Raw genomic sequence first — 20022 nt, forward strand, 5'->3', positions numbered from 1 at the left:
ATTTGGCGGCGCTTACTTTACTGATAAATGGAAAGCATATTTGGTACCGCTTGCTGCACTTTTTGTAAGTGATATATTCATTAACTACCTGTACACATCCAAATGGGTGCTGTTTCACACAAGTGCTTTATGGATGTACGGCTGTTTTGCTATAATGGTGTTAATTGGCAGCTTTATTAAAAAAGTAAACTTTCAAAATGTCGCTCTTGCATCGTTGGCAGGTGTTGCCGTACACTGGTTAATTATGGATCTGCCCTGGTTGTACGGCACCATGTACCCGCACACCTTAGCAGGTTATGGGCAATCGTTAATGGCTGCTATTCCGTTCGAGAAGAACATGGTGTTGGGCGATGTATTATTTGGCATTATCCTCTTCGGCGGGTTTGAATTGGCAAAAGGCAGATACACCGTTTTACAAAACCGCAAACAACTGGCTTTGTAAATAAATTTCCGTTAAAATGGTGGCGTTATCTTGTCAGTAGCAAAAATACTATAGGGTTAATAATGAGTTATTTATATAAAAAGCACGCGTTCACGGCGGTGAACGTGAACGTTTTACAGGTTTTTGCTAATCTTTGCACCTTTAGTGGTAAAAAGCAAAGGCCTTTATAAAATTGAGAAAGCGGTTAGACATTGGACTAACCGCTTTTTTTTGTGCAAATTAACACGTAATTATGAAAAGAGTAGTTGTGCTTACCGGTGCCGGGATAAGTGCCGAGAGCGGCTTAAAAACATTCAGGGACAGCGATGGCCTTTGGGAGGGGTACAACATTGAAGACGTTGCCACACCCGAAGCCTGGGCGCGAAATCCGGAACTGGTGCAGCAGTTTTACAACGAGCGGCGAAAGTCGGTGTTGGAGGCGCAGCCAAATGCTGCACATTACGCGCTTGCAAAGCTGGTACAAAAGTACGAGGTGACTATCATAACGCAAAATATCGATGACCTGCATGAGCGGGCCGGGTCGGCAAACGTAGTGCACTTGCACGGTGTCATCACGAGATCGCAATCGAGCTTAAAAGCTAACCTTACCTATCCGATAGATGGGTGGGAACTAAAAATGGGTGATACCTGCGAATTAGGATCGCAGCTCCGTGCCCATGTAGTATGGTTTGGCGAAGCGGTACCCATGATAGAAAAAGCTGCATCCATATGTTTAGAGGCCGGGATATTTATCTTGGTAGGCACTTCTCTTGCAGTTTATCCTGCGGCAGGGCTTATCAATTACGTGCCGTCCGGTGTAACTAAATACATCATCGATCCAAACATCCCAACTGTAAGCAATAACCGGATAGTAGAAATGCCTTATAAAGCGTCGATAGGGGTACCCATGCTGGTTGATGAATTGCTTGCTATCAGCTGAGCCAATTAACCGCTAATCATAAATTCAATAACTTAAAATCACATTGACCTCTTGCATATTTAACTGGAGCGGCGGCAAGGATAGCGCTCTGGCGTTGTATCATTGCCTGCAAAATCCCGACTTGGATATCCGCTACCTGGTAACCACAATCAACGACGCAGCGGACCGCATCTCGATGCACGGCGTCCGTACGGAATTACTGATCCAACAGGCGGAGAGTATCGGCATCCCGCTATATCAGATCCGGCTGCCCGAGATGCCAAATATGGAAGACTATGATAACATTATGGCCCATCATCTGGCATATTTTAAAATTGAAGGGATTACCCATTCCATCTTTGGCGACATTCATCTGGAAGATCTGAAAGCGTACCGCGATGCCCGGCTGACCGAGGCAGGTTTAACCGGCATTTACCCAATCTGGAAACGCGATACCCATGAGCTGATCAACGAATTTTTAGGACTTGGATTTGGAACCGTTATCGCCTGTGTGCAGGACCGGCTAAAGGATTTTGCAGGCAAGGTAATAACTCCGCATTTAGTAAAAAGCTTGCCGGATGGGGTAGACGTTTGTGGTGAAAATGGCGAGTTCCACACTTTTGCATTTCAAGGGCCAATATTCAAAAAGCCTATAAATTACAAAACCGGTGAATTGGTTTTTAAAGATTATACTTCGCCAAAAACCAACGAATATGGAGATGTTGTGCACAGCTCATCAAAATCGACAGGATTTTGGTTTTGCGACCTGCTACAAGCTTAACCTTTCATTTATTTTGCGAAAGATGAAGCCAAATTTAAATTTAACTGAATTTATAATTAAATGCAAATCAGTATATTAAGGAACCTATCTCAACGATATCTAGTTTAGACAGTTCGTTCTAGAGCATTTATACATCAATTGAGGCAGATATTGCCAAATATAATTTTGTATAGAGGATTGACAGTTTTTAAGCTACTGTATCACAGATGTTTAACACTAATAATTGTACCTATAATAAGCATTTTTGAAGTCTTTTAGCATATCGGTAAAGCGCGCTAAAACAGTATTTAAAAAATCTTCATCTAACAATTCAAACACACTATTAACGCCATCAGTAAGGTCCATTTCGGGGAGCTTATAAGTTTGCTCCAGGGTACCTTTTTCTATCTTGATTATAAATTTTGAGTTCATACTCAGTATAGAAATTTTAAAATCGGGATGGGGTAATTCTGCAATTATTCTCATTTTGTGATCGTGTTAATCAGACCCTCTAACGGGTCGGTTCCGTTTAATGTGCCGACGCTTTGAATGATCCCGAACCGGGCGAATAGTTCTTCGCTGTACCAGCCTTCACTTCGTGTTTTTTTGATCACCTCGGCGTGTTGTTTACTCCCATAAGCAAAGGCTTTCATAGCATCAAAATTTTCCCAGACAGAGAAGGTGGCCTGTCGGTAAACCGGTGCTTCGCCTACACCTACAGAAGCAATGTACCCTGGTGCATCCACCATTAAATTCGCCACCTCATCCACATGCGACCAAAAGTTTTTTAACCGGCTGATTTTAATTGTTGCCCGGGTCAACACTGCAATGGGCCCGTCTGCAACAGGTGCATTGGGTTTTCCGAATGGTTCTTTACCATCCCATTTACCGTGGCTTTGCAGCGGCTGGCAAAGTACCGTCCAGCTTTCGGTAGCGAATGCGCGCCACCATTTGCTTACAAGTGACCGGGCCACGAACTGTTCATAATCATCCCGGCCGTTCCAAACGGCCAGTAAACCCCACTGTTGCCAATCGGGCTGCAGGTCGAATGTGCCGTTGCGGCCGCTGCCAAGCAACTTCCAAAACGTGCAGCCACTTTGCAAAAGCATAGGTAACCGGTGTATGGCCATTGCTAAAAGGGCAAACGGTACAAACGCTTTACGGTAACGAACTATAGTGAGGCTAACGATCATGCACTGCGAAATAAAATATTAAATATGAGATTTGTCTTATTTACTTTCAACACGGCATTGTTACTTTTGCTTCATGGCAGAGGATTTAAAAATAATTACGTCAGCTAATAAGGCAGATCAATATCAATCGCTCATCCCTCAGATAGAAGGGTTGCTAAATGGCGAGAATGACTTGGTGGCCAATATGGCCAATGTTTGTGCTGCGCTAAAAGAACAGTTCAAATGGTTTTGGGTTGGTTTTTATCTGGTAAAGTCTAACGAATTGGTTCTTGGCCCGTTTCAGGGCCCGGTAGCCTGCACGCGGATAGCCAAAGGCCGGGGGGTTTGCGGAGCAGCATGGGAGCGAGCCGAAACGCTGATCGTTCCTGATGTCGAAGAATTTCCGGGTCATATTGCCTGTAGTTCCCTGTCACGGTCAGAGATCGTAATACCTGTCCTTAATGATGGCGAAGTGATAGGCGTACTGGATGTAGATAGCTCTGAGTTAAATGAGTTTGATGAAACCGACGCAAAATATTTACAGCATATCATCAGCCTGATCGAATTTCAATGACCAAGGTTTATCTAATATCCGGCCTTGGTGCCGATAAGCGTTTATTCAAGAATATTTTTTTACCCGAAGACTTCGAGCTTGTGTTTGTCGACTGGCTATTACCAGACATAAAAAATACGTTAAGCGACTATTCACAATTGATCATAGATCATTTCAATATCAAATCTGATTCAGTCGTTATTGGCGTATCATTGGGTGGGATTATCGCAACAGAAATTGCAAAGCGCATCAAGTTAAAAGCCGTAGTTTTGATATCGAGTATCAAGACTGATGGTGAAACTCCCGCGTATTTTAAGTTTTTTAGAAATGTGCCTGTTTACACAGCTATTCCTAATTGGCTAATGACGCATGTAGGCTTTTTGATTAAATTTGTCTTCGGAGAAATGAGTCCTGATGACTTAAATTTATTTAGAAGTATGCTCCGCGAGTCATCTCCTTTTTTTATTAAATGGGCAATGAAAGCAATTTTAGATTGGCGAAATGATATTATCCCCCAAAATTTGTTTCAACTCATTGGCAATAAGGACCTCGTTTTTCCTTACAAAAACATTAAAAACCCTACCATTGTAGTAAAAGGTGGAACGCATATCATGGTTTTTGACAAAGCTGACCAGATCAACAAAGTGCTGTCTGATATCCTGCTAAATAAATGAAACTTCCAGAAAATTATTACCATAACCCGGATGTGGTGGCGCTCAGCCACGATTTGATTGGCAAGTATTTGTTTACCTCTATTGATGGTGACGTTACAGGCGGATATATTGTGGAAACAGAGGCGTATGCAGGAGTTATTGATAAAGCCTCTCACTCGTTCGGCGGGCGGATGACTCCGCGCACGCAAACCATGTACATGCAGGGTGGTGTATCTTATGTTTACCTTTGCTATGGTATTCATGAAATGTTTAACATCGTTACCTCAGCCGAAGGCACTCCGCATGCTATCTTGATCCGCGGTATCCAGCCTACCGATGGTTTAGATGTGATGATGATGCGCAGAAATATGGAAACCTTAAAACCTAATATTACTAAAGGGCCGGGTTCGGTAGCCAGGGCTTTAGGGATATCCCGCAAAATAAATGCATTAAGCTTGCAGAGCGACACGATATGGGTTGAGGACAAGGGTTTGATCATACCTGATGACGAAGTTGCCTCAGGGCCGCGTATTGGCGTTGGTTATGCCGGTGATGATGCACTGTTGCCTTACCGGTTTTATGTAAAGGGAAATATTTACGTAAGCAAACCCAACAAATAACATTACCAAGGGTTTATGAATAGTAACTAAATACAATTACTATGAGCAACTGGTCAAAAACAGAATCACTTAAATATTTACAGGACAAAGTTAAAGAAGTAAGAACTGCGATGCTAACCACTTACAGTTCCGAAAAAGGATTTAATAGCAGGCCGATGGGTACAGCCGATGTTGATGATGAAGGTAACATCTGGTTTTTCACTAACGAATACTCTCCAAAGGCAAGCGAAATTTCGGTTGAAAATACCGTATCATTAACTTATTCGGATGTGGCGAATCACACTTACTTAAGCATTGTTGCTGAAGCAAGCCTGGTAGACGATAAAGAAAAAATGAAACAGCTATGGAACCCATTTATTCAGGCATTTTTCCCGGAGGGATTGGACGACCCGAAGCTGATACTTTTAAAGGTTAGCCCAACCGATGCCGAATATTGGGATAGCAGCAGCAGCAGTATGGTAGTGCTGTTTAACATGCTCAAAGCGGTAGTTACCGGTAAGCAGTATGATGAGGGTAAACATGGCGATATCGCGTTATAAATCCGCTTACAAACGTTAAAGTACTTAAAAAAGGCAGGTGTTCACCTGCCTTTTTTGTATTATTGGCTAATGAATTACCAGAATAATTTAGAATTTGCCCGGCAGCTTGATAAGCAGGATGCATTGCAGTCTTTCAGAAATGAATTTTTAATCCCGCAGCATAAGGGAAAAGATGCGATTTACCTTTGCGGCAACTCTTTGGGGCTGCAACCCAGGGCAGCCAAAATTTACTTGCAGGAACAACTTACAGCCTGGGGAATTAATGCGGTTGAAGGCTGGTTTCAAGGCGACGACCCCTGGCTGGCTTACCATAAAAAATTAAGCGGCCCGCTCGCCGGGATTTTAGGTGCCAACCCTTCAGAAGTTACGGTTATGAACTCACTTACCGTAAATCTTCACCTGCTGATGGTAAGTTTCTATAAACCAACGGGTAAACGGTTTAAAATATTAATGGAAGCAGGCGCTTTTCCATCCGATCAATACGCGATGGAAAGTCAGGTTAAGTATCATGGCTTCGACCCTAAAGATGCCATTATTGAGGTGGCGCCACGTGCTGGTGAAACCATTCTGCGTACCGACGATATTGTTAATCAGATAGAGCACTACGCCGATGACCTGGCACTTGTAATGTTCAGTGGCATCAATTACTATACAGGCCAATTCTTCGACCTGCAGGCCATCACTGCTGCGGCCCATAAAGCCGGCGCCTACGCGGGTTTTGATTTGGCGCATGCTGCAGGCAACGTTCCGGTAAAATTACATGACTGGGAGGCTGATTTTGCTTGCTGGTGCTCTTACAAATACATGAATTCCGGTCCGGGGGGCATTAGCGGCATATTTGTACATGAAAAACATTTTAACGACGACTCACTTAACCGTTTTGCGGGCTGGTGGGGCTACCGTCATGATAAACGCTTTCTGATGGCCCCCGGCTTTAAACCCGAGAACGGAGCCGATGGATGGAACGTAAGTACTAGCCCCATTATGCTTATGGCCCTGCACAAAGCCGCGTTAGAAATTTTTGACAAAGCGGGCGGCCTTCAGCCTTTGCGCCAAAAAAGTTTGCTGCTAACCGGCTACCTGGAATATCTGATAGCTGAAGTGAATACGGCGTATGGAGACGATGTTTATAGAAGTATTACACCAACAGATCCGGAGGCAAGGGGTTGCCAGCTATCAGTTGTATGCAAGCAAAATGCAAAGGCTATATTCAACCACCTTGCAGCGAACGGCGTTATTGGTGATTGGCGCGAACCGGATGTAATTCGCTTGAGCGCTGTGCCTTTATATAACACGTTTACAGATGTTTATCAAACTTCACAATATTTATTTAGTGCATTGCAAGCTGTAAATAGTTTATGATCTATTACAACCCCAAACTTTGGTTTTCATTTATTTTCAGGGTAGATAAAGCGGATACTCTAAGCAAGCTATTTCCTCTTATTTTATCAGTAGCTGCCTACGCAGGTGTTGTTACTTTCTTGCTGTTAGATGTGTTCCACATTAAGGAAGACAGTATCCTGAAAAAGGTGATTTACATCCATCAAACCATTGGTTTTGTATTTTCGTTACTGCTGGCTTTCCGTATCAACTCCGCTTATGACCGCTGGTGGGAGGGCCGCAAGATATGGGGAAGCCTAACCAACAACAGCCGTAATCTAGCCATCAAGTTAAAACATTTGGTGGATACCGACTCCGCAGTATTTTTCAATTTTATGATACCTTATTACGGCCGGGTACTAAAAGATCATCTCAGGGGGCTTTACACAGCAGAGCACCAAGGATTTATAATTGTAGATAAAGACAAACATGTACCTAACCAGGTTGCATCCGCCATCGTTAAAAAGGTTTATGAGCTTAATAAAGCAGGGCAGATCAACCCTGAGCAATTAGTAAGCATTACTACCGAAATTACCTCTTTTACAGATATTTGCGGCGCATGCGAGCGTATTAAAAAGACACCAATACCATTCTCTTACAGTGTGTTCATCAAAAAATTCATCTTCACATACATTGTTACGTTACCCTTTACCTGGGCATTTGAATTAAAATACTATATCATGCCTATTATCGGCTTTATCTTATTTGTGTTTGCCAGTATCGAACTGATAGCCGAAGAGATTGAAGACCCTTTTGGCACAGATGCCAATGACCTGCCGCTGGACAATATTTGCGAGAACATCGAAAAACATGTTGGCGAGATATTCGCTTAGTCCAATATGCTGAAGATCGCTTACGACCCCATCTATGCGCACCCTTTGCCGGCCGGGCACCGGTTCCCCATGCTGAAGTATGAGCTAATACCCGCTCAATTACTGCATGAAGGCGTCATTACCCCGGATAATTTATTCTCGCCGGGAAAGGTGGATGAAGAACTGATCATCGCTACGCACGACGAGAATTACTGGCACCAACTGCGCGACCTGACTTTACCACCAAAAGAACAGCGGCGAATAGGATTCCCGCTTTCTGCACAATTGATTGAACGCGAAGTGAGGATAGCAAGGGGCACAATTGATTGCTGCCATTATGCTTTTGAATTCGGCGTAGCATTTAATGTAGCGGGCGGAACCCATCATGCCGGCACCAACTGGGGCGAAGGTTTTTGCATGTTAAATGATCAGGCAATTGCAGCTAATTACCTATTAAATTATAATTTATCTAAATCTATCTTAATTGTTGATTTAGATGTCCACCAGGGTAACGGCACGGCACATATCTTTGAAAGGGAGAAACGTGTATTTACATTCTCGATGCACGGCGACAAGAACTTCCCGTTCAGAAAAGAGCGCTCGGACTTTGACCTCCCGCTGGATGATGGGATTGGTGACGAAGAATATCTGGGTTTACTAAAGGATACCTTGCCGGCCCTGATAGACCGCCATCAGCCTGATTTTATTTTCTATCTGGCAGGTGTGGATGTATTGGCGTCAGATAAATTAGGTAAGCTTGCGTTAACCAAAGAAGGCTGCCGCGAGCGTGACCGTTTTGTGTTTGAACAATGTAAACAGCGGAATCTACCTGTGCAGGTAAGCATGGGAGGGGGCTACTCGCCAAATATTAAGGATATTGTAGATGCACATTGTAACACCTACCGTACCGCAGTAGACATGTACTTTTAATTTGATAGGATAATTACCTGGTGCCGCTTGCTAATAATCTGAAAACGCCAGAACAGCATAATAGAAGCTGACATCAATCCGCAAACCAAGCCGTACCATACGCCCATCGCGGCCATATTAAAATGGATACCCAATAGATATCCAATAGGAAGCCCGATGATCCAATAAGATATAAAAGTAATCAGGGTAGGCACGTTTACATCGCCCATACCACGCAGCACGCCGAGGCCAACCACTTGTGTACCATCAAACAACTGAAAAAATGCCGCCACAATAAGCAGCTGCTCCGCAATTGCGATCACCTGCCTGTCAGAAGTATAGATCCAGGGTAATAAATGGTTACATAGTGTAAACACGATAGCCGTACAACTCATAAAAACGAATACAATATGGTAGTTGGAGATAGCCGAAAGCCGCAGCTTTGGATGATCGCCCGAGCCGAAGTAATTGCCGGACCGGATAGCAGCTGCCGAAGAGATGCCGCTCGCCATCATATAGGTCATGGCCGCCAAACTGATAGCCACTTGGTGGGCTGCCTGTTCAACCGCGCCGATACTGCCGATAATGATTGCAGCACCGCCAAAAGCGCTCACTTCAAATGTGTATTGCATGGCCACCGGCGCGCCTATTTTAAGGATTTGCAACCCGCGCAGGCGATCAATATTTTTAAGCGCAAAATCAGCCAAATATTTTTTAAAATCCTTTGACCGCAAAACGTAGATGGCCATAACAGTTGCCATCAGGATGCGGTCGATAAGTGTACTGTAACCTACACCGCGAACACCCATCGGCGGGATGCCAAACATGCCCTTTACCAGGATAACGCCGATAATAATATTAAGCACATTGCCCCAGATCGTGATCTGCATAGCTTGTTTGGTAAACCCCAAACCTTCAGCAAATTGTTTAAAGGTATTAAAGACAAGCAATGGAATAATCGATATACTGAGCAGGAATAAAAATGGCTTAGCTTGAGCAACTACAGCCGGCGCCTGGTGCAGTTTATCAATAACCAGGATTACGCCAAAGTAGATCAGGCAAAACAGGCCGATACCGGTAATAATATTTAAAAACAAACTGTTCGATAACAGCTTCCCACATTCTGCGTAATTTTTACGGCCGTTATGCTGCGCGATAAGGGGGGTAATGCCATAGCTGATACCCATACCAATTACCATCGGCACAATAAAAATACTGGTTACTAATGATACCGCCGCAAGTGAAGTTGTGCCCGCAAAATGACCGACAATAACCGTATCAGACATTTGTACAAGCGTATGCCCCAACTGCGATATTACTACCGGGATAGCCAGTTTTAAGCTGTCTTTATAGTAAGGCTGATATTTAAGATAGGTGGCTTTCATTGCGCGGGGGCTGCAAAAGTAAGCAATAGCCCGTTAAATCGAAATGAAATGCCTGTTAAATCAGGATGCGGTATAAAATTCTTCTTTTTCGGTTGTATGAACCCGTATCACACCGGTAAGTACTAAACTCACCAAAATGCGTTGCGCCCGCCTTCGGCCAATGTTCAACAATTCGCAGAACTGTTTTACGTTGATGCGCTCACTTTTTTCCAGATGCTCTAACAATGCTTTTTCTTTAGATGTATACTCGATAAGCACACCCTTATCGCTCGATGACTGTTTTAGTACTTCTACAACAATTTTGCTGGCCAGTACGCTTTTATCTTTCACACGGATATATACCCACCACTTACCATCTTCGGCAAGCGAATAGTGGGGCTTATCGCGACTTTCAGGAATATCTACAACCAACACCAGTTTATCATCGTAATATACCTCCTCAAAAATAGGATCGAGGGCAGGGCGTGCAAAAAAATGAGCCGCTTTCGTAATCATATAACGCTCTTCATCCTCAGATTTCACCCCCTTGATAGTGCCGTCATCTAACACGCCGATCAACAATCTGCCGCCAATATTATTGGCGAAGGACACCATCGTTTTGGCAATCTTTTCGCAGCTGGTAATCGTCTTTTTAAAATCAAGTGATACGCCTTCGCCTTCTAAAATCTGTCTGCGTAAGTTCATCTGGTAGGTTTCTCCTTTAATCTTTTAGGTAAGGCGTGTAGATTTGCATCCATCTCTCCGGATTAGTTATCTCTGCAAATCCAAACTGGCGGTACAAACCATGTGCATCCAACGTCGCTAACGACCATCTGCGTAATCCCTGTAACTCCGGATGGGCTAAAATAGTTTGAACCAGCCATTTTGATAATCCCATTGACCGACAGTCCGGCAATACAAAAACATCACACAGGTAGGCAAATGTCGCTTTATCTGTAATTATCCGGGCAAAACCGGCTTGTTTACCATTTTTATAAATCCCAAAGCATAAAGAATTATCGATAGCAGTACGCACTTTCTCAATCGGCATGCCTTTAGCCCAATATGAATCGTTAATAAGATAATTGCAAACTGCGTCAAAATCAATCAAAGCTTTATCGGTAGAGATAATAAATCCTTTCTTAAAAAACACAGCGTCGTTCATAAATACGGGCATATTATATTAATCTTTTAGATACATCCAGGTCGCGTACATATACTTCATTGTGTAACAAAACGCAAACCTCGCCTCCGGTATTAAAAATTTCGATAGGATAAGCTTTTTCATATTTACCTAATACAGTTAGCGCCTGTTCAAATTCTGAAACATCTGCATCAGTTATCTTTAGTTCAAAAAATAAGTCGGTAAGCCCAGGTTTTAAAAATTCAATTTTTGAAGATTTTGACCATATTTTTAGTTTACGCTTACCATCCGGGTTTAAAACCTGGCTAAACAGCACCGGTAAAAACGGATCGGCTGCGGCAAAAATGGTTCCGCCAAAAATAGACCCGTTGTAGTTACGGTTGATTAAGCTTTTATTGATCTTTACCTTTACACTTTTAAAATTGCGGCCAAATTCCTGTACCCAAACACGTTGTAGCAAAAGAGGAGGGTAGAGGCGCAACAGCCATTTTAAAGTGTGTTCTGACACGACAAGCATTTTTAAATATCAGAATAATATTGTTCAATTCAGACAAAAACAAATAAAGTTGACGTGCCTTTAACATGATATACAACGTATTTTTCGGAATAAAACTTGCAAATGATTAATTGTTTATAAAACAACTTGTATGATAAGTGGTTATAATTATGAACATTAATCAAACGATTATCAACTTTAAACTCATATCTATGAAAAAGCACATTTTAAGCTTCGCATTAGTCGCGACAATGATCGGTACAATTGCAACAGGTTGCAGTTCCGAAAAGGCAGCAGGTAGTGGTTCAGACAGTACTAAAATGGATTCGACTGCAACTATGTCGACACCAACAACTACTCCTACAGATACAATGAAGAAAGATACAACAACCAGAGATACAACTAAAAAAGTACCTCAATAAGTCTTGAAATTATTAAAAAGCGCTGCAAATGTTGCAGCGCTTTTTTTTTGCCCTTTAGAAAGCATTTTTAAGCAAACCGCCGTCGGCCCGTAGGGTAGCACCGTTGGTAGCTGACGATAATGGACTTGCGATGTACGTAACCATGCTGGCAATTTCATCAACCTCCAGAAAACGTTTGACAAGCGAGCTCGGACGTACGCTTTTGAAAAACTCTTTTTCCATCTCATCAGCCGTTAATCCCTGGTCGCGGGCAACCGATTTGACAAATTCACCTAAGCCCTCAGATGCTGTCGGGCCGGGCAAAACCGTATTAACGGTTACACTTGTACCTGCAGACAATTCAGCCAAGCCACGGGAAACAGCAATTTGCGCAGTCTTGGTCATCCCGTAATGGATCATCTCTGCAGGAATTTGCAATGCCGATTCGCTTGAGATAAAAATAATGCGGCCCCAGTTTTTAGCCAGCATTTTATCGAAATAAGCGCGTGACAAACGTACGCCGCTTAAAACGTTTACCTCAAAAAACCGGAACCAGTCCTCATCTGGTATGTTCTTGAATTCTTTCGCATCAAAAATACCCACGTTATTGATCAGAATATCAACCTCCGGGAGCTCACTAATCAAATTGTTAATCTCATCAATTTTCGAAAAGTCGGCAGCAATTCCTCTGATATTTTGATTACCTGTATCTGCAATTATCCTGGCGACAGCATCATGAACCCGTTGGGTAGTACGGCCATTAATATAAACAGTTGCACCTTCGGCTGCCAATGATTTGGCTATGGCGTAACCTATGCCTGCAGTTGAGCCTGTTACTATTGCAACTTTATCTCTTAAATTTAAATCCATGGTTATGCAATTATGTGTAAACAAGTTTAATTAATTTCATTTGTATTCTTTTAAGTTCGCTTATAAGATGTAATAAGATTGACAAAACACCAATAAACTCCAATCAAACAATAAAATGTTAATATCTCATAATTAACATTATGTTAAGTAATAATATTTATTTAAAGCCCATACCTGTTGGCATGGGCTTTAAACTATTTCAGATCAGCAATTTGCTTATTCAGTTTAGCAATATTCACCGCATCCTGTTTACCTTTATAATAAGTAAGCAAGTTATTAAGCGCATCCGCTGATTTAGGGTTTAACTCAACCGCTTTTAATAAATAAGGTTTAGCAACTTCAAATTGAGCTTTGGCTTTAGTCATTTGCGCATCGTACTCTTTTTGTTTGGAAGCCGGCAATTTTGCAGCAGCGTTATAAATTTCTATTGCCGGGCTTATCACTACGTAGCCCATGCTCATGTTGGCTTCAAAGTAGTTTGGATCTATCTCAATAGCTTTTTTAAATTTTTCGGCAGCTTTAGTAAAGTTTTGCGCTTTTTCAGCTAATAAAGCATTTTTAGCAGCAACATCTTTGGTTTTAGAAGCTTTTTCAGTTTCGTTGTCACCGTTTATCATGTACACCAAACCTGCAGAGTAATATAATTCTTTGTTTTTCGGATTAGCCGTAATAGCTGCCTCGGTCCTTTCAAGCAATTCTTTTGATTTGCCTAACTGTAAGCTCATGGCAATTTCGTTCCTCCTCATATCTGAGTTATTTGGAAATTTTGCTAAACCTTCGGTTACCGTTTTTAAAGCACTTGCTGTGTCTTTGTTTAACAGGTAAATGGAGGTTAGGTCGCCATAAATACGCTCCGTATTTGAATATTTGGTAGTTACCAGTTTGCTATAATTTGTAGCTGCCGATTTATAATCTTTAGCATTTAACGCTGCAAGGCCGGTGTAATAAATACCGGTAGTATCTTCAGGCGCAGTATTACGATAAAAATCAAAAGATTTATAAGCATCAGTAAATTTACCCGCTTTGTATTCGTTTACACCTTTATTCAGCTGAATATTGCCCAACACTGCGTTGGCATTGTCTGTTATCTTTTTAAATTCGCCTTTGGTGTCTAATTCTTTAGCTTTTTTTAATGCTTCTGCACTGGTGTTAAACAACGGCGTTGAGGTTGCAGCAACAGTATCTAACAATGCGTACTGGGCATAAATGGCGCTTTTTAACGCATAGGTTTGTGGCAAAGTGGCAGTTTTTTCGTTAGCAGCAGCCTTGTCAATAGCAGTCTTTGCTGAGTTTAAGCTAGGCAATGCTAATGCTGGCTGTGCCGTACGGAAAGCTTCGAATTTGTCTAAATTGCTTTGCGCATTTGCTAATTCACCTTTTTGAGCAAAGGTTGTTGCAGAAATCAAGCCTAACAGACCCGTCATCAAAAATTTGATTTTCATTAGTAGTTGTTTTTAGTGTTAATGTGCCGTGTTAACGGTACAAATTGTATTGTGTTAATTGGTAAATTCTTCTAACCTGTCGGTTACCCTGCGCAGCTGGTTTTGATTACCGGTTTTAGTGTAAGCAATTTGCAGCAATTCAAGGCATTTTTTATCGCGGGGTGCCATTTCGTTAGCTTTCTCTAACCATAAAATGGCGTTTGTAATATTGCGGCCGTTGTCATTCCCCTTTAAAGCACTTCGTTTAAAATATAGCAAACCAAGATTTAAAACCGGCTCATAAGCAGACCCGTTCAACTCTATGGTACGCAAATATAAAGACTCTGCTTTATCGTAATTGTTTAGATGATCGTAGCAATTAGCAGCAACAAAGGTAACATCAGCGTTATTGCTGTTGTTGTCCAAAAGCTCACCTAACAGTGGTTCTAACGCTTTATAGTCCCTTTTGTTATTGTAAATATTTGCCTCATCCTGTAAAAGCTGCTTATCGTTCGGTAACAGTTTCCTGCCTTTTTTTAACACCTGTAATGCCTTTGCAGTATCACCCATTGATTTGTAAACTAATGCAGCTGCCTGTAGATATTCAATTTTCGTACTGTCGGTTTTAATCAGGTTACCATAATACCTGGCGGCATCCTGCAGGTTGCCCTGTTTACTGCTGGTAAAAGCGATGTAGGAATTGATCGGCTTAAAATCGGGCGAATACTTTTTTGCCTGTTGAAAATTGGTGTTGGCTTTGCCGAAATCGCCGTTGTGGGTAAGTTGAAAACCGCGGCGTATATACGCATTACTAATGCTTCGGCGGGCGTAATCTAATTCTGATTGGTATTTAAAAGCTTTCTGCTTGTCCGAAAGTTTGTCAAACAGTGCAGCGGTTTTGTCCAGGAAATCTTCAGGCTGGTTTAGCTTGTTTAGCGAATCGGTATATACAATGCTGGAATTAACGATCAGCCTGTATACGTTTTTTTCGATATCCGACGAGTCGGACCGCGTTACGATCAAACTATCAGCAGATTTTTTGGCTCTTGCTAAAAATGCCAGATCATTTTTCTGTTTATAAAAAGCAAGGTTGTTTACTACAACCTTTAATGCTTCTTTTTGACCAAAAGCAATAGATGTAGTAAACAACACTAAAATCAATAACCCTATTTTCCGGCTATACTGCATTTAAATTATTCCTCTGTTATATCGTCATCGGCAGGGTTTGCCTCAGCATCGCCTGTATCAATTTCGGTATCCGGATGAATTGGCTGTACCTTGTCATCGCCCGCGGCGATGTCGGCGTCTGTGGCTTCAGCAATTGCTTTATCGGCTTCCGCTTCGGCAACAATTACATCGTCCAATACTTCCTCCTCATCATGTTCAACTGTAGCAACCGATGCAATCTCATCATTACCTTTAAGGGTAATTAACCTCACCCCTTGCGTGGCCCGGCCCATTGTACGCAGTTCGCCAACGGCTATGCGGATAATTACGCCGGATTTGTTGATGATCATCAGATCCTCTTTATCAGTAACACCTTTTATGGCAACAAGTTTTCCTGTTTTATCAGTAACATTAAGGGTTTTTACACCTTTCCCGCCACGGTTGGTAACGCGGTAGTCATCAATGTCGGTACGTTTACCGTAACCCTTTTCTGATACAACCAATACCGTGGTTTCCTTATCGTCAATAGCGATCATACCAACAACTTCGTCGTTATCGCTATCCAGGCTAATTCCCCTTACCCCTGTTGCGGTACGGCCCATCGGACGAACAGTGGACTCATTAAAGCGGATCGCACGGCCGGATTGCAGCGCCATTACAATTTCGCTGCTCCCTGTAGTTAAGGTCGCTTCCAGTAACGAATCGCCCTCGTTGATATTAATTGCGTTGATACCGTTTGCGCGTGGGCGTGAGTAAGCCTCTAAAGATGTTTTTTTGATAACACCTTTGCGGGTACACATGATAATAAAATTGTTCTCCAGGTAATCGGTATCCTTAAGCGATTTAAGCTTAATGTAAGCTTTAATGTTTTCTTCTTTAGGGATATTGATAATATTTTGAATGGCACGGCCTTTGGAGGTACGGGTACCTTCAGGAATTTCGAACACACGTAACCAGAAACACTGGCCGCTTTCCGTAAAGAACAGCATGTAATTATGGTTACTTGCTATTAACAAATGCTCTATAAAGTCGGCATCACGGCTGTTGCTGCCTAATGACCCTTTACCGCCCCTGCCCTGACGGCGGTACTCGGTAAGTGATGTACGTTTGATGTAACCTTCGCGCGAAATAGTGATCACAACATCCTCATCTTCAATAAAGTCTTCGGTTTGCATTTCTGCAGATGAGTGAACCATTTCTGTCTTACGCTCATCACCATACTTGGCTTTGATATCTAGTAACTCATCTTTGATGATCTGCATGCGCAGGCCTTCATCGGCAAGGATAGATTTTAAGTAATCGATGGTTTTCATCAGGGCATCATACTCATCGCGGATCTTATCGCGCTCCAACCCGGTTAAACGCCTTAAAGTCATATCCAAAATGGCACGTGCCTGGATATCACTTAAACTAAAGTTGGCCATTAAGCCTTCGCGGGCTTCATCAGGTGAGGATGATGCACGGATCAGGCGGATAACCTCTTCAATATGGTCTAACGCGATTAGTAACCCTTCTAAGATGTGAGCGCGTTTTTCCGCCTCGGACAATTCGTATTTGGTACGGCGGATAACTACCTCATGCCTGTGCTCAACAAAATGATGGATCAGGTCCTTTAGGTTAAGCAGCATAGGCCTGCCATGTACCAGGGCAATATTATTTACACTGAATGACGTTTGCAGGGCGGTATATTTGTACAGGTTATTGAGTACTATCGCTGCGTTAGCATCACGTTTTATTTCATAAACTACACGTATACCTTCGCGGTTACTTTCATCGCGGATGGCGGTAATGCCTTCAATTTTCTTTTCGTTTACCAGCTCGGCAGTACGCTCAATCATCAGCGCTTTGTTCACCTGGTAAGGAACCTCGGTGACAATGATACGCTCGCGCTCACCGTTGTAGGTTTCTATCTCTGCACGTGCGCGTATTACTACACGGCCACGGCCGGTTTCTAAAGCCTGGCGCGGGCCTTCATATCCGTAAATGATACCACCGGTCGGGAAATCGGGACCTTTTACGTAATTCATCAGTTCGGCCACTTCAATGCCGCGGTTATCTATCAATGCAATGGTAGCATCAACAATTTCCGACAGGTTGTGTGGCGCCATATTGGTAGCCATACCTACCGCGATACCACTTGCACCATTAACCAGCAGGTTAGGGAATTTGGCAGGCAGTACAGTTGGTTCTTCTAACGAATCGTCAAAGTTCAGCTGAAAATCGATAGTGTCCTTATTGATATCGGCAAGCATCTCTTCGGCTATTTTCTCTAACCGGGCCTCGGTATAACGCATTGCTGCCGGTTGGTCGCCGTCTATAGAGCCATAATTACCCTGGCCTTCAACAAACGGGTAGCGAAGGCTCCAGTCCTGCGCCATACGCACCATGGCATCGTATACGGATGTATCGCCATGCGGGTGATATTTACCAAGTACCTCGCCCACAATACGGGCCGATTTTTTATAAGGCTTGTTATTGTACAAACCCAGATCAAGCATACCATACAATACACGCCTGTGTACGGGTTTTAAACCGTCGCGCACATCGGGCAATGCCCTTGATACAATAACCGACATTGAATAATCAATGTAAGCGGCACGCATCTCCTCGTCAATATTAATCGATATTATCCTGTCTTCGTTCTGTGGAGTTTCGTTTCCTGTTTCTTCAGCCATTTTTTTTCTTAGTGGAAAATTTGATCTGTTGTCGCAATTAAAATTGGTTTTTAAACGACTTGCGAAGTTAAGAATTTATATCGTTTTAGGCGGCTTAATTTCCTAACATTTGCACTTGTTTTTAACGGTTTTTAAGGTGCATAAAGGCCATAGATATGTATTATAAGCCTTATAGGCTTATTTAACCCTTTTCCAATACTCCTGTACTACAGCGCCACTTGGCAGCCTACCGCTTAAAGTAAGCGTATCGTTTTTTATTTGGTAGATGTATTTTACACTGATGCCGAGTAACTTAGATGGCTGGCTACTATAGGATTGGGTTTCCTTACAGGTATCAAGCTTTAACGCATAGTCGCCTTTTTCATAAAGCACAGGCTTTTCGCCATCCTCTAAAAAGAAAGCGTCGTAACGGTTGTTATCGTAATTGCGCTGCAATTTATAGTTAACAGGTGCCTGCTGCTTTTTACCATTATAAATGTCGCCTGCATACTCCCAAACACCCTTAAGAGTTGGCTTTGCCTGGAATGAACAGCATACGGCAATAACGATTATTGCTGAAAGTGATTTTGGATACATCTTAAGCCCAGCTAATGCCTTTTTTTAATAATGATAAAGTTTTTTCTTCCTCGCTGCCGGGCTGTGGCTGATAATTATAAACCCATTGCGCAGTGGGCGGCAAACTCATCAGGATAGATTCGATACGGCCATTAGTTTCTAGCCCAAAACGGGTGCCTGCATCATAAACCAGGTTAAATTCGGTGTAACGGCTACGGCGCTGGTATTGCCACTGCTGCTGTTGCCCGGTAAATTCCTTGTCACGGTTGCGGTTGACCAGCTCTGTGTAAATTGGCACGAACGAGCGGCCGACAGCTTTTGAAAACTCAAATATATCACTCCACGACATTTCGTCGTTAGCGGTTAGTCGGTCATAAAAAATGCCCCCGATACCCCGTGTTTCTTCGCGGTGTTTGATAAAAAAATAATCATCGGCCCAAACCTTAAACCGATGATAAAAATCATGATAAAACTGATCACAGACAGCTTTCAGTCTATTGTGAAAAAACCTTGCATCGTCTTCAACCACATAGTGCGGCGTAAGGTCGATCCCCCCGCCAAACCAGCGTACAGGCCCTGCAGCATTGGCGAATGATGAAGGCATTTCAAAGTACCTGATGTTCATGTGGATAATAGGCACCAGCGGATGGTTGGGATGGATCACAATAGAAATGCCGGTAGCAAAAAAATCGTCCTGCTCAACATTTAAGGCCTTTTTCATGGTGTGCGGTAGATGACCGTGCACTGCCGAAAAGTTAACACCACCTTTTTCAAAAATATTTCCATTTTGGATGATGCGGGTACGGCCGCCGCCGCCGCCTTCACGCTCCCAAATTTCTTCCTCAAAAACAGCTTTGCCATCTGTAGCCTCCAGCGCTTTACATATTTCGTCCTGTATCTGCTGGTAGTCGGCGGCTATTTGTTCTTTGCTGATCATTAATTAATGAATTAGTGATTTATTGAATTAGTGATTTACAACCGCCAAATCTAAACAAACTTATTAAATTGTCTTTTGAGCTAATTGAGCGGTTTAAATACCCGGCGGGCATCAGCTGATGCCCGCATCTTCTTCAATATAATTCAAATCCTTGCCAAAAGTTTCTTTCAGCTGGCTCAAAGCCAATAGGGATATTACCGTAAGGATTATCATCATAATATAACCGCTTTTGATCATTCCATAATGCACCACAA

General features: G+C 42.7%; 23 protein-coding genes. 11 read left to right on the top strand and 12 right to left on the bottom strand.

Annotated features, from left to right (window positions below; translation table 11 throughout):
* The 3 genes from ACE5CV_RS00690 to ACE5CV_RS00700 form a co-directional block, all read left to right on the top strand.
* Nucleotides 1-442: DUF6580 family putative transport protein (locus ACE5CV_RS00690; RefSeq protein ID WP_374948223.1), on the top strand; the 442-nt coding region annotated here is incomplete at its 5' end.
* A 232-nt stretch (nt 443-674) separates the two neighbouring features.
* Nucleotides 675-1361 (top strand): NAD-dependent deacetylase, encoded by a 687-nt coding sequence (locus tag ACE5CV_RS00695; protein WP_374948224.1) that lies wholly within the window; start codon nt 675-677, stop codon nt 1359-1361.
* Nucleotides 1362-1404: 43 nt separating this feature from the next.
* Nucleotides 1405-2121 carry a diphthine--ammonia ligase gene (locus ACE5CV_RS00700; protein ID WP_374948225.1) on the top strand — a complete coding sequence of 239 codons (717 nt, stop codon included), beginning with the start codon at nt 1405-1407 and terminating at the stop codon, nt 2119-2121.
* 216 nt (nt 2122-2337) lie between these two features.
* Here the strand turns inward: ACE5CV_RS00700 and ACE5CV_RS00705 are convergent, their stop codons facing one another.
* Nucleotides 2338-2586, bottom strand: a complete 249-nt coding sequence (locus ACE5CV_RS00705) for a hypothetical protein (RefSeq protein WP_374948226.1) — start codon at nt 2584-2586, stop codon at nt 2338-2340.
* Nucleotides 2583-3293, bottom strand: coding sequence for a DUF3291 domain-containing protein (locus ACE5CV_RS00710; protein WP_374948227.1), 711 nt, complete (start codon nt 3291-3293; stop codon nt 2583-2585). Before ACE5CV_RS00710 ends, ACE5CV_RS00705 begins: the two co-directional genes overlap by 4 nt.
* Nucleotides 3294-3366: 73 nt before the next feature.
* Here ACE5CV_RS00710 and ACE5CV_RS00715 point away from each other — a divergent pair, with 73 nt between their 5' ends.
* The 7 genes from ACE5CV_RS00715 to ACE5CV_RS00745 all read left to right on the top strand — a co-directional run bounded on the left by ACE5CV_RS00715 (nt 3367) and on the right by ACE5CV_RS00745 (nt 8759).
* Entirely contained in the window at nt 3367-3846 is a 480-nt protein-coding gene (locus ACE5CV_RS00715) for a GAF domain-containing protein (protein ID WP_374948228.1), read from the top strand.
* Nucleotides 3843-4499 (top strand): alpha/beta hydrolase, encoded by a 657-nt coding sequence (locus tag ACE5CV_RS00720; protein ID WP_374948229.1) that lies wholly within the window; start codon nt 3843-3845, stop codon nt 4497-4499. Before ACE5CV_RS00715 ends, ACE5CV_RS00720 begins: the two co-directional genes overlap by 4 nt.
* Nucleotides 4496-5098, top strand: a complete 603-nt coding sequence (locus ACE5CV_RS00725; RefSeq protein WP_374948230.1) for a DNA-3-methyladenine glycosylase — start codon at nt 4496-4498, stop codon at nt 5096-5098. Before ACE5CV_RS00720 ends, ACE5CV_RS00725 begins: the two co-directional genes overlap by 4 nt.
* Before the next feature lie 41 nt (nt 5099-5139).
* Nucleotides 5140-5637, top strand: a complete 498-nt coding sequence (locus ACE5CV_RS00730) for a pyridoxamine 5'-phosphate oxidase family protein (RefSeq protein WP_374948231.1) — start codon at nt 5140-5142, stop codon at nt 5635-5637.
* A gap of 69 nt (nt 5638-5706) precedes the next feature.
* On the top strand, nt 5707-6999 hold the full coding sequence (kynU, locus tag ACE5CV_RS00735; RefSeq protein ID WP_374948232.1) for a kynureninase: 1293 nt from the start codon (nt 5707-5709) through the stop codon (nt 6997-6999).
* Nucleotides 6996-7850 carry a bestrophin family protein gene (locus tag ACE5CV_RS00740; RefSeq protein WP_374948233.1) on the top strand — a complete coding sequence of 285 codons (855 nt, stop codon included), beginning with the start codon at nt 6996-6998 and terminating at the stop codon, nt 7848-7850. Before kynU ends, ACE5CV_RS00740 begins: the two co-directional genes overlap by 4 nt.
* Before the next feature lie 6 nt (nt 7851-7856).
* Entirely contained in the window at nt 7857-8759 is a 903-nt protein-coding gene (locus ACE5CV_RS00745) for a histone deacetylase (RefSeq protein WP_374948234.1), read from the top strand.
* On the opposite strand, the gene ACE5CV_RS00750 is transcribed toward ACE5CV_RS00745, so the two are convergent.
* The 4 genes from ACE5CV_RS00750 to ACE5CV_RS00765 are packed head-to-tail and all read right to left on the bottom strand — an operon-like array spanning nt 8756 to nt 11763.
* The gene (locus ACE5CV_RS00750; RefSeq protein ID WP_374948235.1) at nt 8756-10123 is read right to left on the bottom strand and encodes an MATE family efflux transporter; all 1368 of its coding nucleotides are present in this window, start codon (nt 10121-10123) and stop codon (nt 8756-8758) included. The genes ACE5CV_RS00745 and ACE5CV_RS00750 overlap by 4 nt on opposite strands.
* A gap of 60 nt (nt 10124-10183) precedes the next feature.
* The gene (locus ACE5CV_RS00755; RefSeq protein ID WP_374948236.1) at nt 10184-10807 is read right to left on the bottom strand and encodes a helix-turn-helix domain-containing protein; all 624 of its coding nucleotides are present in this window, start codon (nt 10805-10807) and stop codon (nt 10184-10186) included.
* A gap of 16 nt (nt 10808-10823) precedes the next feature.
* Nucleotides 10824-11279, bottom strand: coding sequence for a GNAT family N-acetyltransferase (locus ACE5CV_RS00760; protein ID WP_374948237.1), 456 nt, complete (start codon nt 11277-11279; stop codon nt 10824-10826).
* Nucleotide 11280: 1 nt separating this feature from the next.
* The gene (locus tag ACE5CV_RS00765; protein WP_374948238.1) at nt 11281-11763 is read right to left on the bottom strand and encodes a DUF4442 domain-containing protein; all 483 of its coding nucleotides are present in this window, start codon (nt 11761-11763) and stop codon (nt 11281-11283) included.
* 191 nt (nt 11764-11954) lie between these two features.
* Here ACE5CV_RS00765 and ACE5CV_RS00770 point away from each other — a divergent pair, with 191 nt between their 5' ends.
* Nucleotides 11955-12164: a hypothetical protein gene (locus tag ACE5CV_RS00770; RefSeq protein ID WP_374948239.1), complete on the top strand. Its 210-nt coding sequence runs from the start codon at nt 11955-11957 to the stop codon at nt 12162-12164.
* Nucleotides 12165-12218: 54 nt separating this feature from the next.
* Here ACE5CV_RS00770 and ACE5CV_RS00775 read toward each other — a convergent pair whose 3' ends face one another.
* The 6 genes from ACE5CV_RS00775 to hemF all read right to left on the bottom strand — a co-directional run bounded on the left by ACE5CV_RS00775 (nt 12219) and on the right by hemF (nt 19768).
* The gene (locus ACE5CV_RS00775; RefSeq protein WP_374948240.1) at nt 12219-13013 is read right to left on the bottom strand and encodes an SDR family NAD(P)-dependent oxidoreductase; all 795 of its coding nucleotides are present in this window, start codon (nt 13011-13013) and stop codon (nt 12219-12221) included.
* A gap of 194 nt (nt 13014-13207) precedes the next feature.
* Nucleotides 13208-14455, bottom strand: a complete 1248-nt coding sequence (locus ACE5CV_RS00780) for a tetratricopeptide repeat protein (RefSeq protein ID WP_374948241.1) — start codon at nt 14453-14455, stop codon at nt 13208-13210.
* A 54-nt stretch (nt 14456-14509) separates the two neighbouring features.
* Complete coding sequence (locus ACE5CV_RS00785; RefSeq protein ID WP_374948242.1) at nt 14510-15622, bottom strand: tetratricopeptide repeat protein; 1113 nt, start codon at nt 15620-15622, stop codon at nt 14510-14512.
* Nucleotides 15623-15627: 5 nt separating this feature from the next.
* Nucleotides 15628-18276, bottom strand: coding sequence for a DNA gyrase subunit A (gene gyrA / locus ACE5CV_RS00790; RefSeq protein WP_374948243.1), 2649 nt, complete (start codon nt 18274-18276; stop codon nt 15628-15630).
* Nucleotides 18277-18453: 177 nt separating this feature from the next.
* Nucleotides 18454-18852 carry a hypothetical protein gene (locus ACE5CV_RS00795; RefSeq protein WP_374948244.1) on the bottom strand — a complete coding sequence of 133 codons (399 nt, stop codon included), beginning with the start codon at nt 18850-18852 and terminating at the stop codon, nt 18454-18456.
* A gap of 1 nt (nt 18853) precedes the next feature.
* A complete protein-coding gene (gene hemF, locus ACE5CV_RS00800; protein ID WP_374948245.1) occupies nt 18854-19768 on the bottom strand; it encodes an oxygen-dependent coproporphyrinogen oxidase in 915 nt (304 codons plus the stop codon).
* Nucleotides 19769-20022: the final 254 nt, after the last annotated feature.

It is taken from the genome of Mucilaginibacter sp., from assembly GCF_964263795.1.
GTDB lineage: Bacteria > Bacteroidota > Bacteroidia > Sphingobacteriales > Sphingobacteriaceae > Mucilaginibacter.